The sequence below is a fragment of the Hymenobacter aquaticus genome (genome assembly GCF_004765605.1).
Taxonomy (GTDB): Bacteria; Bacteroidota; Bacteroidia; order Cytophagales; family Hymenobacteraceae; genus Hymenobacter; species Hymenobacter aquaticus.
In genome coordinates this window covers 944663-960066 of sequence record NZ_SRLC01000002.1, presented here as the reverse complement: position 1 = coordinate 960066, position 15404 = coordinate 944663, and the positions used below count along the sequence as shown (strand labels likewise).

Here is a 15404-nt window from a genome sequence, read left to right as displayed (position 1 = left end):
TTGCGTTATTTTTCCAGGACCACGTAAGAGTTCTTGGCACCGGGAATAGAGCCGCTCACCAGAATCAGGTTCTTGTCGGCTACTACGCGCATCACTTTCAGGTTCTGCACTTTCACCCGGTCGTTGCCCATGCGGCCACCCATGCGCATTCCTTTGAATACGCGCGAAGGCCAGGAGCAAGCACCGATAGAACCAGGGTGACGCAGACGGTTGTGCTGACCGTGGGTCTGCCCGCCTACACCGGCAAAGTTGTAGCGCTTTACAACGCCCTGGAAACCTTTACCTTTCGAGGTGCCAACTACGTCAACGAACTCGCCTTCTTCGAAGAGGCTCGCGTCGATGGTGGCGCCTGCAGCGTACGTCGATTCCGCGTCGAGGCGGAATTCAACCAGCTTTTTCTTGGGGGTGGTACCGGCTTTAGCGAAGTGACCAGCCAAAGCTTTGGTCGTGTTCTTCGCTTTTTTCTCGCCGTAGCCGATCTGAACGGCGGTGTACCCGTCGTTAGCGACTGTCTTAACCTGCGTCACTACGCACGGACCCGCCTCGATGAGCGTGCAGGGAATGTTTTTCCCGTCCGGAGTGAAGAGGCTTGTCATACCGATTTTTTTACCGATGATGCCAGGCATTCTGTTAGATTTTATGAAAAGACGCAATGAGAAAACGCCCAAATGGCGTTTTCGGAATGGGAGTGCAAAGCTAGCAAATAGTTAGGGCATAATCCAACCCCGTTCCGAAATATTTTCAGAATCACGCAGTTGGCTTTCCCAGCCGCCTATTCTCTCATTCTCAGAGCCTTCGCCCGGGCGGCCGGAATGCTCCCTGTCCTTCGTGACAAGCCTTGGCAGCCAACAGCACGAAGCTCCGAAACGAGAAAGGCCTAAAAAGTACAATAAGCCGGCTCCTCCCCTATTTTAAACGGGCCGCCAGCTTCGGTCTGCAGTACGCGCCGGCATCAGGCCATTGAGGCCGAGTAGAATGAAGAAGAGCGCATAGGTCAGACCAATCTGGGTTTCCAAAGTGTACTCGACCAGAAAGGAGAGGGAAACGACGACGTACTGAATAACCACCAATGGCGCAAACCGGGGCCAGGTCCACAGCAGCGGGTAATAGAAGCAAAGGGTAAACACCAGCACGCCTATCAGGCCAAAGGCCACCGCCAGGTAGATAAACTGATTATGCGGTTGAATGTAGGACTCGGCCCGGATGCTGGGATAGTCGCGCTGGTAATGCCGGGCCAGCTCCTCTTCCATATCCGCTTTGCCGACGCCGAATAACGGATTCTCTTTTACCAGCTTGGCCGCCACTTTATAGGAATAGACCCGCGCCACCAGGGAATAATCATTGGCCGCAGCCGTACTGCTCACCTTACTCAGGTCTTCCTGAGTATTGGAGAACTTGTTGCGAAACGTCGGGAAGCTGACGTAGCTCACCACTGGCAGCACTAGCAGGGCGGCAGCCAGAAGCACTGCCCCCCGATACTGCCTGGCCCGGATTACCAGCCAGCCAAGCATGAGGATACCCACGGCATAGAAGGTGACAAGCCCGCTACGCACCGCCAGCAGATGTTGAAAAAGAGCCAGCAACCCCACGGCGGCTACCAGTGCCCAGCGGCGGTACTTGCCAAGGTGGGTATCAAACATCAGCAGAATTAGGGCAGCGGCCGTGGCCAGCGTGACCATCAGGCTAAACCGGATATGGTCGGGCTCGGTCGGCATAATCTTCGAGTGCAGGTACATTTCGTTAATCTCGGCCGGGTGCAGCAGGTAATTCCCCGTTGCGGCCAGAGCAGCCACCAACACGCAGCCAATGAAGAGCTGCCAAAGATTTCTCAGGTAATGCGCCGGCAAGCCTGGCAGCAGCCAGAAGGATAAGGGCAGCAACAGGAAAGGCGACTGCAGCACGACGTCCTGGCCATACTTACCCAGGTTAACCGAAGACGTGTTGAGCCCGGCCGCCAGGTGAATCAGGAAGACACACCCCAAAGCGGCATACACCCGCCAGTCGTTCCGGCGGCCTTCGGTGGGGCGGTGCAGAAGGGCATAGACAATAGCAGTGAGCGTAACGCCGATAATCCCAATGCTGGGCAGAATGCGGAAGAAGTCAGCAATAAACAATCCCACGATAATAAAAGAGCAGAATACCGTTGCGGCCATAAGCAGGCGTGGTATTGTCAGGATTGCATGCATACTGAATCGTTCGACGTGGGTTGGGCAGAGTTAGGCTTTGGTTAAGAGCAGAGCCCAACTCGACGGTGCAAGTTGGCTAGTATATATAAGAAAACACCCCACCAGTCCGAAAACTGATGGGGTGTTTGTCCTAATTAGTCAGTGAAACCGGTCCTCAGACTTTGATTTCAACGTCAACGCCGCTGGGCAGCTCAAGCTTCATCAGGGCATCTACCGTCTTCGACGAAGTCGAGTAGATATCTACGAGGCGCTTGTAGGTGCAGAGCTGGAACTGCTCACGCGACTTCTTGTTCACGTGGGGCGAACGAAGAACGGTGAATTTTTCCTTGTCGGTCGGCAATGGAATTGGACCGCTTACGATAGCGCCCGTAGCCTTCACCGCCTTCACAATCTTCTCCGACGATTTGTCCACCAGGTTGTGGTCGTAGGATTTGAGTTTAATGCGAATTTTCTGGTTCATGTCTGTAATGTGGAAGCGGATTAGCGAATGGCGTTACCCTTTTGCTTGGCGATGATGCCCTCGGCGAGGTTCTGGGGAACCTGGTCGTAGTGCGAGAACGTGAGCGACGCCGAAGCGCGGCCCGACGAAATCGTACGCAGCGTCGTTACGTAGCCGAACAGCTCCGACAGCGGAACGTCAGCCTTGATAACGTTGGCGCCACCTTTGGTATCCATGCCTTTCATGATACCACGACGACGGTTCAGGTCACCGGTTACGGAACCCGTGTACTCGTCGGGCGAAACCACTTCAACCGCCATGATGGGCTCGAGCAGTTTGGGGCCAGCCTGACGGCCTGCTTCGCGGAAACCACCACGGGCGGCGAGTTCGAACGACAGCGCGTCCGAGTCAACGTCGTGGTAAGAACCGTAGAACAGACGCACGCGCATGCCTTCGATGGGGAAACCAGCCAGCGGACCGTTCTTCATGGCTTCTTCGAAACCTTTCTGAACCGGCGCGATGAATTCGCGAGGGATAACACCACCCGTGATGTCGTTGACGAACTCCAGACCGGGTTTCTCCGGATCGGTCAGTTTCGGACCGAGTTCGAATACGATATCACCGAATTTACCACGGCCACCCGTCTGCTTCTTGTACGTCTCGCGGTGTTCCACGGACTTGGTCAGAATCTCTTTGTAGGCAACCTGCGGAGCACCCTGGTTGATTTCAACCTTGAACTCCCGACGCATCCGGTCGATGATGATTTCAAGGTGAAGCTCACCCATCCCTTTCAACACGGTCTGGCCGGTTTCGGGGTCGGTCTGAACCACCAGCGTGGGGTCTTCTTCCACGAGTTTGGCAATAGCCATACCCATTTTATCCACGTCGGCCTGAGTTTTGGGCTCAATGGCGTAGCCGATAACGGGCTCGGGGAACGACATCGACTCCAGTACCACGCGCGACTTCTCATCGGTCAGCGTGTCGCCGGTTTTGATGTCTTTGAAGCCAACACCCGCAGCAATGTCACCCGCCTGAATTTTGTCAATCGGGTTCTGCTTGTTGGAGTGCATCTGCATCAGACGCGAGATCCGCTCTTTCTTGTTCGTGCGGTTGTTGTGCACGTACGAACCAGCGTCCAGCACGCCGCTGTAGCAGCGGAAGAAGCACAGGCGACCTACGAAGGGGTCGGTGGCAATCTTGAAGGCCAGAGCGGTGAAAGGCTCGCTGTTGTCGGGGTGACGCTCAATCTCCTCGCCGGTTTCGGGGTTGGTACCCACGATGGCCGGCATGTCGAGCGGCGAAGGCAGGTAAGCCATTACGCCGTCCAGCATCGACTGAACACCTTTGTTTTTGAACGCGGAGCCGCACATTACGGGCGAGAACTTCATGTCGATAACCGCTTTGCGGATAACAACCATCATTTCGTCGCGGGTGATGCTGTCCGGATCGTCGAAGAATTTCTCCAGCAGGGCGTCGTCGTATTCGGCAACGCTTTCTACCAGTTTCTGACGCCACTCGGCTACGGTCTCCACCAGATCCTCGGGAACGGGGATTTCGTGGTACGACTTGCCCTGGGTAGCATCGTCCCATACGATTGCCTTACCCGTCAGCAGGTCGACTACACCTTTGAAGGTGTCTTCGGCGCCGATGGGGATTTGCAGCGGCACGGGGTTAGCGCCCAGCTTGTCTTTGATTTCGCTAACCGCCTTGAAGAAGTCAGCACCGGCACGGTCCATCTTGTTGACGAAGCAGATGCGGGGCACCTTGTACTTGTCAGCCTGACGCCATACGGTTTCCGACTGGGGCTCCACGCCCGATACGGCGCAGAACAGCGCAACGGCACCATCGAGTACGCGCAGCGAGCGTTCAACTTCTACCGTGAAGTCAACGTGGCCGGGGGTATCGATGAGGTTGATCTTGTACTGCTTGGTGTCGGGGGTTGGGTCACCGTTCGCATCGGTGGGGTAGTTCCAGAACGTGGTGGTAGCAGCCGAAGTGATGGTGATACCGCGCTCCTGCTCCTGCTCCATCCAGTCCATCGTGGCGGCACCTTCGTGCACTTCCCCGATTTTGTGGGTTTTACCGGTGTAGTAGAGAATGCGCTCCGAAGTCGTGGTCTTACCGGCGTCGATGTGCGCCATAATCCCGATGTTCCGGAGATATTGCAGGTCTTTATTAACAGCCATTGTCTTTTCTGTGGATGAGTGAATAAGCGAATGAGTGAAGTGAGCAGATAGTTCCCAGGGAAAAGCCGCTCATTCACTCATTCGCTCATTCGCTTACTTAGAAGCGGAAGTGCGAGAAGGCCTTGTTGGCTTCCGCCATGCGGTGGGTGTCGTCCTTCTTTTTCACGGAAGCACCTTCCCCTTTAGCAGCAGCAATGATTTCGCCAGCCAGCTTGTCCTTCATGGTCTTTTCACCACGACGACGAGCGTACTGAATCATCCACTTGGCACCTACCGAGATACGACGGTCGGGGCGAACTTCGATCGGCACCTGGAAGGTAGCACCCCCTACGCGGCGGCTCTTTACTTCAACGGTGGGCATCACGTTGTTCAGGGCTTTACGCCACATTTCCAGGCCGTTTTCCTTGGTGCGCTGCTCAACCAGTTCGCAGGCATCGTAGAAAATGGTGTAGGCCAGGTTCTTCTTTCCGTCATACATCATGTAGTTGACGAAACGAGTTACCAAGGTCTCCTTGTACTTAGGATCGGGAAGCAGGATGCGCTTCTTTGGTTTTGACTTTCTCATGAGTTTAGATATGAGCGGGGTGTAGCGGGAAGTGGGATAAGAACCATGTGCTATCCGACACAGCGCGCTACTCCACTCCTATTCAATTACTTTTTCTTGCCGGGTGCTGGTTTGCCGCCTTTGCCCGTAGCAGCAGGCTGACCTGGCTTGGGACGCTTGGCGCCATACTTCGAACGACGCTGGGTACGGCCGTTTACACCGGCAGTATCAAGGGCGCCACGGATGATGTGGTAACGTACACCGGGAAGGTCTTTCACCCGGCCACCACGGATCAGCACGATGCTGTGCTCCTGCAGGTTGTGGCCTTCACCAGGGATGTAGGCGTTAACTTCTTTGCCGTTGGTGAGGCGCACACGGGCAACCTTACGCATAGCCGAGTTCGGCTTCTTCGGCGTGGTGGTGTACACCCGGGTGCAAACGCCACGGCGCTGCGGGCACGAGTCAAGAGCCGGCGACTTCGACTTCGTCGTCAGCTTCTCGCGGCCTTTTCGTACTAATTGGTTAATGGTAGGCATCTACGGAATGGTTTGTCAAGGAGGGTTCTCTCCCAAAAAATTAGGCTTGCAAAGGTATAAAAGTTGCTTCGAAATAGCAAACAGGTTGAAATAGTTTGTTTTAGAGTCGCCTGTATCGGTCAGGGAGGCCCTTTTCTACTGCTTTACCGTTCCGCTTGCCCTGTTCGCGCCAGTTTTCTATCAAGACCTTAATGCTACGGGTGTACTCGCCTGCCTTTTGGTATTCAACGAAGAAGCGGCTTCTATCTTCTCGATAAAAGCCGCTTCAGTCACTGTATTATTCCGAGGTATTAGGCCTCTCCCATGGTACCACCGAAGCCCATCGGGTAGCTGGGCATGTCGGCCTGCATCTTAATGGGCCCAAATGTCTGCTCGAAGCGCTCCACGTTATCGGCTAGGGCCGAGAGCAGCCGCTTGGCGTGCTCGGGCGTGACGATGATGCGGGCTTTCACCTTGGCTTTGGGCACGCCGGGCATCAAGCGGATGAAGTCGATGACAAACTCGCTGCTGCTGTGCGCTATCATGGCCAGGTTGGCGTACTCGCCCTCGGCTATGGCTTCGGAGAGTTCGATGTTGATGGCATTGGGGTCCTGAGGTCCGGGAATTTCCTGGGGTTCGTTCATACAATTGGATGGTTCTGATTAAGGGGCTACCCCACTTACGATAGGAAAGCTACTAAAAAGAAAAAGCCGACCCGATTTCTCGGGCCGGCTTTTCCAGTATTCACTTCAGCTTAGTCAGCCGACACTTCACGCTTGGCACGCGAGGCGCGGGTCTTCGGCTCGGGAGCGTCCGACTTAGCGGGAGCCGTAACCTCGGGCTCATCCTTCGAACCGACCACCTGACGCGTGTACTCGCGCAGGCCGGTACCGGCCGGGATGAGGTGACCGACAATTACGTTCTCCTTCAGGCCCAGCAGTTCGTCGGCCTTGCCACGGATGGCGGCTTCCGACAGCACCTTGGTCGTCTCCTGGAAGGAAGCGGCCGAGATGAACGACTGGGTACCGAGCGAAGCCTGGGTGATACCCTGCAGCGTGGGCCGCGATACGGCCGGCTGGGCTTCCCGAACTTCCACCAACTGCAAATCGCGGCGACGCAGCGAGGAGTTCTCGTCGCGCAGGCGACGGGCACTCACGATCTGGCCGGGCTTCAGGTTGGTCGAATCGCCGGCATTCGTTACCACCTTCATATCGATGATGGTATCGTTTTCTTCCATGAAGACGATTTTGTCGATAACCTGGTGCTCCAGGAAAGTCGTGTCGCCGGCGTCCAGAATCACAACTTTCTGCATCATCTGGCGAACAACCACCTCGATGTGCTTATCGTTGATTTTCACGCCCTGCAAGCGGTATACTTCCTGAATCTCGTTCACGAGGTATTCCTGCACGGCGCCGGGACCCTGAATGCTCAGGATGTCGGAAGGCGTAATGGCCCCATCCGACAGCGGCATGCCGGCGCGGATGAAGTCGTTGTCCTGCACCAGAATGTGCTTGGACAGCGGCACCATGTACTTCTTCTTGACCCCGTCTTTCGACTCGACGAAGATTTCGCGGTTACCACGCTTCACGGTACCGTAGGTTACCACCCCGTCGATTTCCGACACGACGGCCGGGTTCGAGGGGTTACGGGCTTCGAACAGCTCGGTAACGCGGGGCAGACCACCGGTGATGTCGCGGGTTTTGCCCACGGCGCGCGGAATCTTGGCCAGAATGTGACCAGCCTTGATTTTCTCGCCGTTGTCGACGTTGATGTGCGAACCCACCGGGATGCTGTAGCCACGCTGCCCTTCCTCGGCATCCTTCTTCCCGGCCTTCACGATGATGGAGGGGTTCTGGGCCTTGTCGCGGCTTTCAATGATTACTTTCTCGCGGTGACCGGTCTGCTCATCCGACTCCTCCCGGTAGGTGACACCTTCCGTAATGGCGTCGTAGACAACGGTACCATCAAACTCGGCCAGAATAACGGCGTTGTAGGGGTCCCAGTTGTTGAGCTCCTGGCCTTTCTCGACCTCCTGGCCTTCGTTGACCAGCAGGAACGAGCCGTACGGCACGTGGTTCGAGATGTAGACCTTACCGGTGCCTTTCTCCACGATGCGGATTTCGCCCGAACGACCCATTACCACTTTCACCGGCTCGCCTTCGGCGTTTACGGAGTCAACGGTACGGATGTCTTCGAACTCAACCACACCGGCGAACTTGGCGCGCAAGCTGGCTTCCACGGCAATGTTGGAAGCCGTACCACCTACGTGGAACGTACGCAGCGTCAGCTGGGTACCGGGCTCACCAATCGACTGAGCGGCAATAACACCAACAGCTTCCCCTTTCTGGACCATGCGGCCCGACGACAGGTTACGGCCGTAGCACTTGGCGCAGATACCGCGCTTCGATTCGCAGGTCAGTACCGAGCGGATTTCCACCGATTCGATGCTGGTGTTGTCGATGCGACGCGTGATTTCCTCGGTGATTTCGGTACCGGCGGGCAGGATAACCTCGTCAGTCAGCGGGTCCACGATGTCGTGAACGGCCACGCGGCCCAGGATACGCTCAGCCAGGGGCTCTACGACATCCTCGTTATCCTTCAGGGCGAAGGTTTCGATACCGCGCAACGTACCGCAGTCGGTTTCGTTCACGATTACGTCCTGCGACACGTCTACCAGACGACGGGTCAGGTAGCCGGCGTCAGCCGTCTTCAGAGCCGTATCGGCCAGACCCTTCCGAGCACCGTGGGTCGAAATGAAGTACTCGATTACGTCCAGGCCTTCTTTGAAGTTCGACAGAATCGGGTTTTCGATAATCTCGCCTACCGAACCCTGCAGCGACTTCTGCGGCTTGGCCATCAGACCCCGCATACCGCCGAGCTGACGAATCTGCTCGCGCGAGCCACGGGCCCCGGAGTGCATCATCATGTAAATCGAGTTGAAGCCCTGGTTCTCCTTTTCGAGGCGACCCATAAGGGTTTCAGTGATTTGGTTGTTGATGCGGGTCCAGATGTCGATAACCTGGTTGTAACGCTCGTTGTCGGTAATCAGACCCATCTGGTAGTTCTGAGTAACGGCCTTCACGTCGTTCTGCGCTTGCAGCACCAGGGCATCCTTCTCCTTCGGAATCTGGATGTCGCCCAGACCCATCGACAGGCCACCTTTGTAAGCCGACTGGAAGCCCAGCGTCTTGATGTCGTCGAGGAACTGCGCAGTACGGGCCATACCGGTCCGCTTGAACACCATCGAAATGATCTGCTGGAGCTTTTTCTTGGTCAGCAGCTCATCTACAAAACCTACTTCCGTTGGTACGAGCTGGTTGAACAGCACGCGGCCGGCTACGGTCTCGATGATCTTCGTTACGAGGTCGTCGTTTTCGTCGCGAACGAGCGTGCGCACCTTAATGTAGGCGTGCTTCGACAGCTGACCTTCGTTCAAAGCAATTACAACTTCCTCATCCGAGTAGAACATGCGGCCTTCGCCCTGGATCTTCTCCTCGTCGGTGCTGCGCTTGCCTTTGGTCACGTAGTACAGACCCAGAACCATGTCCTGCGACGGTACCGCGATGGGCGCGCCGTTGGCGGGGTTCAGGATGTTGTGCGAGGCCAGCATGAGCATGGAGGCTTCCAGGATAGCGGCCGGCCCCAGGGGAACGTGTACTGCCATCTGGTCACCGTCAAAGTCAGCGTTGAAGGCCGTACAAACGAGTGGGTGTAGCTGGATAGCCTTGCCCTCGATGAGGCGCGGCTGGAACGCCTGGATACCCAGACGGTGAAGCGTAGGAGCCCGGTTCAGAAGCACTGGATGGCCTTTCAGCACATTTTCCAGGATGTCCCAAACAACGGCGTCCTTGCGGTCCACAATCTTCTTGGCCGATTTTACCGTCTTCACGATGCCGCGCTCGATGAGCTTGCGGATGATGAAGGGCTTGAACAGCTCGGCGGCCATGTTCTTGGGCAGACCGCACTCGTGCAGCTTCAGCTCCGGACCTACCACGATTACCGAACGACCGGAGTAGTCGACGCGCTTACCGAGCAGGTTCTGACGGAAGCGGCCCTGCTTGCCTTTCAGCATATCGGACAGCGACTTCAGGGCGCGGTTGCCTTCGGCGCGCACGGCATTCACCTTACGCGAGTTGTCGAAGAGCGAATCCACGGCTTCCTGCAGCATGCGTTTCTCGTTCCGCAGAATCACCTCGGGCGCTTTGATTTCGATCAGGCGCTTGAGGCGGTTGTTGCGGATGATTACGCGACGGTACAGGTCGTTCAGGTCGGAAGTAGCAAAACGGCCACCATCCAGCGGCACGAGGGGGCGCAGTTCCGGCGGAATCACCGGCACCATGCGGATGACCATCCACTCGGGCTTGTTCTCGATGCGGGTAGCCGCGTCGCGGAATGCTTCTACCACGCGCAGACGCTTCAACGCCTCAGCCTTACGCTGCTGCGACGTTTCGTGGGCGGCCGAGTCGCGGAGGCTATAGGAAAGCTCGTCGAGGTTGGTGCGCTCCAGCAACAGCTGCAGAGCATCAGCCCCCATCCGGGCAATGAACTTGTTAGGATCTTCATTCGGCAGCATCTGGTTCTCCCGGGGGAGCTTGTCGATGATGTCGAGGTATTCGTCTTCGGTCAGGAAGTCCAGCTGCTGTACGCCTTCTTCGGCCAGTACACCGGGCTGCACCACTACGTACCGCTCGTAATAGATAATCTGGTCGAGCTTCTTGGTGGGCAGGCCCAGCAGGTAGCCGATTTTGTTTGGCAGGGACTTGAAGTACCAGATGTGCGCTACGGGCACCACCAGTTCGATGTGGCCCATCCGCTCCCGACGTACTTTCTTCTCGGTCACCTCCACGCCGCAACGGTCGCAGATGATGCCTTTGTAGCGAATCCGCTTGTACTTGCCGCAGTGGCATTCCCAGTCCTTCACGGGACCGAAAATCCGCTCGCAGAACAGGCCGCCCATTTCGGGCTTGTACGTCCGGTAGTTAATGGTCTCCGGCTTCACAACTTCACCGTTCGACCGCTCCAGGATGGATTCGGGCGAGGCCAGCGAAATGGTGACTTTCGAGAAGTCCTGTACCAGTTTTTTGTTTTTTGCAAACGCCATGTAGTAGAGCTGTTAGCTGTTGGCTTTGTGGCTGCCTTGAATGATCGGCTCGTCTTAAGAGGAGTCCGAAAAACCAAAACAGTTCGACTCTGATAAAAGTGCTCTGCCGGTCGGATAGGTACGCCAGGCAGCAGGTTTCGGCAGGTCTGATGGGTAAGAGCCCAGGTTTTGGCAAACCTAAGCTTGGTGCGGCTAGCTACTATCGGCTCTGAATGCCGTTCTGACCATATCTCGGAACGACGCCGACGGCAGCTATTCTCGGTTGCCCGAACCGCGGTAAACTCTATTGTATAAAGCCCGAAATAGGAGTTGCCGGTACCGGGGCACCAACAACTCCTAATTTCAACTGACCTTACTAGTCCAGCGTGATTTCCAGGGCCAGACCGCGCAACTCGTGGATGAGTACGTTGAATGACTCGGGGATATTCGGCTTGGGCAGAACGTCGCCTTTTACAATGGCTTCGTAGGCCTTAGCCCGACCGATAACGTCGTCCGACTTCACGGTCAGGATTTCCTGCAGCACGTTCGACGCGCCGAAGGCTTCCAGGGCCCACACTTCCATTTCACCGAAGCGCTGACCACCGAACTGCGCCTTACCACCCAGCGGCTGCTGCGTGATGAGGGAGTACGGCCCGATGGAGCGGGCGTGCATCTTGTCGTCGACAAGGTGACCCAGCTTCAGCATGTAAATCACACCAACCGTTACCGGCTGGTCGAACTGCTGACCAGTCAGACCGTCGTGCAGGTACGAGCGGCCGAAGGTGGGCAGACCAGCTTCCGTCAGCTCTTTCGATACTTCCTCTTCGGTAGCACCGTCGAAAATCGGGGTAGCGTAGGTGCGGCCCAGCTTGAGGCCGGCCCAGCCCAGTACGGTTTCGTAGATCTGACCGATGTTCATCCGGCTAGGTACACCCAGCGGGTTGAGCACGATGTCCATCGGCGTACCGTCGGCCAGGAAAGGCATGTCCTCATCGCGCACGATGCGGGCTACTACCCCTTTGTTACCGTGACGACCGGCCATTTTATCACCCACCTTCAGCTTACGCTTCTTGGCGATGTAGACTTTGGCCAGCTGCACGATGCCGGCGGGCAGCTCGTCCCCTACTTCCAGGGTAAACCGGTCGCGCTTGAAACGAGCCGTGATGGTGTTACGGCGCTTGGTGTAGTTTTTCACCAGTTGCAGCACCATGCCATTCACTTTCTCGTCGGCGGTCCAGTTCTCCAGGATCAGGTCCTTGAACATGTTTACCTCTTCCGGTACGGCGTAGTTGCTCTCGTCCTTATAGGGGTTCTTCTCGGGGAACAGCGCGTCAGCAATGTTCTTCTTCCCGAATTTCACGCCCTTGGTCAGGATTTCGTCGCCAAACTTGTGCTTCACGCCCTGCGACGTCTTGCCTTCCAGCAGCTGCACCAGCTTGTCGATCATCACGGCTTTCACGCCGCGGAGCTCCTTGGCGTAGGAATCCTTCAGCTCTTCTACTTCCTTCTTCGACTTGGCCCGCAGGTTTTTGTCTTTCTTCGGACGCGAGAACAGCTTGGTGCCGATTACAACGCCGTTCAAAGATGGCGGCGCCTTCAGCGAGGCATCTTTCACATCGCCGGCTTTATCACCGAAGATGGCGCGGAGCAGCTTCTCTTCCGGAGTCGGATCCGTCTCGCCCTTCGGCGTGATTTTACCAATCAGAATGTCGCCTTCCTTCACCTCAGCACCCAGACGGATGATACCGTTGTCGTCGAGGTTACGCACGGCTTCTTCGCTCACGTTCGGAATTTCCGATGTCAGCTCTTCCTCGCCGCGCTTGGTTTCCCGCACTTCGAGTTCGAACTCCTCAATGTGAATCGAGGTGAAGATGTCGTCACGGACCACGCGCTCCGAAATAACGATGGCATCCTCGAAGTTGTAACCCTGCCAGGGCATAAATGCCACCTGCATGTTACGACCCAAAGCCAGCTCACCGTTGTTGGTACCGTAGCCTTCGCACAGCGGCTGACCTTTCGTCACGCGCTGACCGCGCTTCACGATGGGGGTCAGGTTGATGCAGGTATCCTGGTTGGTCCGACGGAATTTGATCAGATCATAGGAAATCTTCTCCGCGTCGAAGCTTACCAGAATATCGTCGTCGGTCAGATCGTATTTCACGACGATCTTATTGGCGTCAACGTAGTCGATGACCCCGTCACCTTCGGCTACTACCAGCGCACGCGAGTCAATAGCGGTACGACCCTCCAGACCGGTGCCCACGATGGGCGCCTGCGGACGGAGCAGCGGTACGGCCTGACGTTGCATGTTCGAACCCATCAGGGCCCGGTTGGCGTCGTCGTGCTCCAGGAACGGAATCAGCGAAGCAGCCACCGATACAATCTGGTTCGGGGCAACGTCCATGTAGCTGTACTCGTCGGGACCAACCACGGGGAAGTCACCTTCGAAACGGCCTTTTACCAGCTCGTTGATGAAGTTACCGTTCTCATCAATGCGGGCGTTGGCCTGAGCAATGTGGTGGGTATCTTCCTCTTCGGCGGTGAGGTATTTTACGTTCGAACTGGTATCCACCTTGCCGCTCTCTACCGTGCGGTAGGGCGTTTCGATGAAGCCCATCGAGTTCACCCGGGCGTGCACGCACAGCGACGAAATCAGACCAATGTTTGGTCCTTCCGGCGTTTCAATGGTGCAGAGGCGGCCGTAGTGCGTGTAGTGAACGTCACGTACTTCGAAACCAGCCCGTTCGCGCGACAGACCTCCCGGCCCCAGTGCCGATACGCGACGCTTGTGCGTCACCTCGGCCAGCGGGTTGGTCTGGTCCATGAACTGCGACAACTGGTTGGTGCCGAAGAACGAGTTAATCACCGACGACAGCGTCCGGGCGTTAATCAGGTCAACGGGCTTGAAGTCCTCGTTGTCGCGCACGTTCATGCGCTCCTTAATCGTGCGGGCCATCCGGGCCAGGCCGACGCCGAACTGGGCGTACAGCTGCTCCCCTACGGTCCGTACCCGACGGTTAGACAAGTGGTCAATGTCGTCGACTACGGCTTTCGAGTTGATCAGGCCGATCAGGTACTTCACAATCAGGACGATGTCCTCATTGGTCAGTACCCGAGCTTCCCAGTTCTTGTCGAGGCCCAGCTTCTTATTGATACGGTAGCGGCCTACGTCCCCGAGGTCGTAGCGCTTATCCGAGAAAAACAGCTTTTGGATGATGTCACGAGCAGTTTCTTCGTCGGGAGCCTCCGTGTTCCGGAGCTGACGATAGATTTGCTCCACAGCTTCCTTCTCCGAGTTGGAGTTGTCTTTCTGCAGCGTATTGTAAATAATTGCGAAGTCCGCAATGTTTACGTTCTCACGGTGCAAAATCACCGACTTGGCCCCAGCATTGAGGATGGTGTCAATGTCGTCCTCCTCGATGGTCGAGTCGCGCTCCAGCAGCACCTCGTTCCGGTCGATAGATACCACTTCACCGGTATCCTCGTCCACGAAGTCTTCCGTCCAGGTGCGCAGCACCCGGGCGGCCAGCTTCCGGCCGACGGCTTTCTTCAAGGCCTTCTTCTCGGCCTTCACCTCTTCCGACAAACCGAACAGGTCCAGAATGTCTTTGTCGGTGCCGTAGCCGATGGCGCGCAGCAGCGTCGTAACCGGGAATTTCTTTTTCCGGTCGATGTAGGCGTACATCACGTTGTTCACGTCCGTGGCAAATTCAATCCACGAGCCCTTGAACGGAATGATACGGGCCGAATACAGCTTGGTGCCGTTGGTGTGCTTGCTCTGGGCAAAGAACACACCCGGTGAGCGGTGCAGCTGCGAAACGATAACGCGCTCTGCCCCGTTAATCACGAACGAGCCTTTTTCGGTCATGTAGGGGATGTTCCCCAAGAACACTTCCTGCTCAATCGTTTCGAAATCCTCGTTGTCCGAGTCGTTGCAGACCAGGCGCAACTTGGCTTTCAGCGGGACCGAATACGTCAGGCCACGGTCGATGCACTCGTCAACCGAGTACTTCGGCGGATCGACGTGGTAGTCCATGAACGTCAGTACGAAGTTCTCGCGTGAGTCCGAGATGGGGAAGTTCTCGGCGAAAACCTTAAACAGGCCCTCGTCGGTGCGGCTTTCGGCCGCCGTCTCCAACTGGAAGAAATCCATGAACGAGCGAACCTGCACGTCCAGGAAATCCGGATACTCGATAACTTTCTTAATCTTGGCGAAGTTAATTCGCTCGTCGGCTTTCTGCAAAGCCTGTGCTTTCGGTGTAGCCAATGCGTTGAAGGTTAAAAATGGACACTGAAGCGTACTAAACTATCGGCAAACCCTGCCGCGCCCTCGTCCGTTACCCGTAGGCACAAAAAGCCGCAATGCGGCGTCTGGGGGCAATCTGGTAAAGCTCGTAGCCTACAAACAGGAAAAGACCTGGCTTAGTTGCCAGGCCTATCCATGTTTCTAAGAG

General features: G+C 56.4%; 9 protein-coding genes. All 9 read right to left on the bottom strand.

What is annotated here, in order from left to right:
* Positions 1 to 5: 5 nt before the first annotated feature.
* The gene (gene rplC, locus E5K00_RS16730; RefSeq protein WP_135464443.1) at positions 6 to 626 is read right to left on the bottom strand and encodes a 50S ribosomal protein L3; all 621 of its coding nucleotides are present in this window, start codon (positions 624 to 626) and stop codon (positions 6 to 8) included.
* 285 nt (positions 627 to 911) lie between these two features.
* Complete coding sequence (locus E5K00_RS16725; protein ID WP_167856928.1) at positions 912 to 2153, bottom strand: O-antigen ligase family protein; 1242 nt, start codon at positions 2151 to 2153, stop codon at positions 912 to 914.
* Between the two features lie 187 nt (positions 2154 to 2340).
* On the bottom strand, positions 2341 to 2646 hold the full coding sequence (gene rpsJ, locus E5K00_RS16720; protein WP_022822123.1) for a 30S ribosomal protein S10: 306 nt from the start codon (positions 2644 to 2646) through the stop codon (positions 2341 to 2343).
* A gap of 20 nt (positions 2647 to 2666) precedes the next feature.
* Positions 2667 to 4811, bottom strand: coding sequence for an elongation factor G (fusA, locus tag E5K00_RS16715; protein ID WP_135464441.1), 2145 nt, complete (start codon positions 4809 to 4811; stop codon positions 2667 to 2669).
* A 97-nt stretch (positions 4812 to 4908) separates the two neighbouring features.
* A complete protein-coding gene (rpsG, locus tag E5K00_RS16710) occupies positions 4909 to 5376 on the bottom strand; it encodes a 30S ribosomal protein S7 (protein WP_100337277.1) in 468 nt (155 codons plus the stop codon).
* Positions 5377 to 5462: 86 nt separating this feature from the next.
* On the bottom strand, positions 5463 to 5891 hold the full coding sequence (gene rpsL, locus E5K00_RS16705) for a 30S ribosomal protein S12 (RefSeq protein WP_100337276.1): 429 nt from the start codon (positions 5889 to 5891) through the stop codon (positions 5463 to 5465).
* Positions 5892 to 6181: 290 nt separating this feature from the next.
* Complete coding sequence (locus E5K00_RS16700) at positions 6182 to 6514, bottom strand: DUF3467 domain-containing protein (RefSeq protein WP_135464440.1); 333 nt, start codon at positions 6512 to 6514, stop codon at positions 6182 to 6184.
* A 110-nt stretch (positions 6515 to 6624) separates the two neighbouring features.
* The gene (gene rpoC / locus E5K00_RS16695; protein ID WP_135464439.1) at positions 6625 to 10971 is read right to left on the bottom strand and encodes a DNA-directed RNA polymerase subunit beta'; all 4347 of its coding nucleotides are present in this window, start codon (positions 10969 to 10971) and stop codon (positions 6625 to 6627) included.
* 355 nt (positions 10972 to 11326) lie between these two features.
* Positions 11327 to 15217, bottom strand: a complete 3891-nt coding sequence (gene rpoB / locus E5K00_RS16690; RefSeq protein ID WP_394346327.1) for a DNA-directed RNA polymerase subunit beta — start codon at positions 15215 to 15217, stop codon at positions 11327 to 11329.
* Positions 15218 to 15404: the final 187 nt, after the last annotated feature.

What these genes read in the sequence shown, in the direction of transcription:
- fusA (WP_135464441.1), bottom strand. Translation starts at nt 4,811, where the DNA reads ATGGCTGTTAATAAAGACCTGCAATATCTCCGGAACATCGGGATTATG.
- rplC (WP_135464443.1), bottom strand. Translation starts at nt 626, where the DNA reads ATGCCTGGCATCATCGGTAAAAAAATCGGTATGACAAGCCTCTTCACT.
- rpsL (WP_100337276.1), bottom strand. Translation starts at nt 5,891, where the DNA reads ATGCCTACCATTAACCAATTAGTACGAAAAGGCCGCGAGAAGCTGACG.
- E5K00_RS16700 (WP_135464440.1), bottom strand. Translation starts at nt 6,514, where the DNA reads ATGAACGAACCCCAGGAAATTCCCGGACCTCAGGACCCCAATGCCATC.
- rpsJ (WP_022822123.1), bottom strand. Translation starts at nt 2,646, where the DNA reads ATGAACCAGAAAATTCGCATTAAACTCAAATCCTACGACCACAACCTG.
- rpoC (WP_135464439.1), bottom strand. Translation starts at nt 10,971, where the DNA reads ATGGCGTTTGCAAAAAACAAAAAACTGGTACAGGACTTCTCGAAAGTC.
- E5K00_RS16725 (WP_167856928.1), bottom strand. Translation starts at nt 2,153, where the DNA reads ATGGCCGCAACGGTATTCTGCTCTTTTATTATCGTGGGATTGTTTATT.
- rpsG (WP_100337277.1), bottom strand. Translation starts at nt 5,376, where the DNA reads ATGAGAAAGTCAAAACCAAAGAAGCGCATCCTGCTTCCCGATCCTAAG.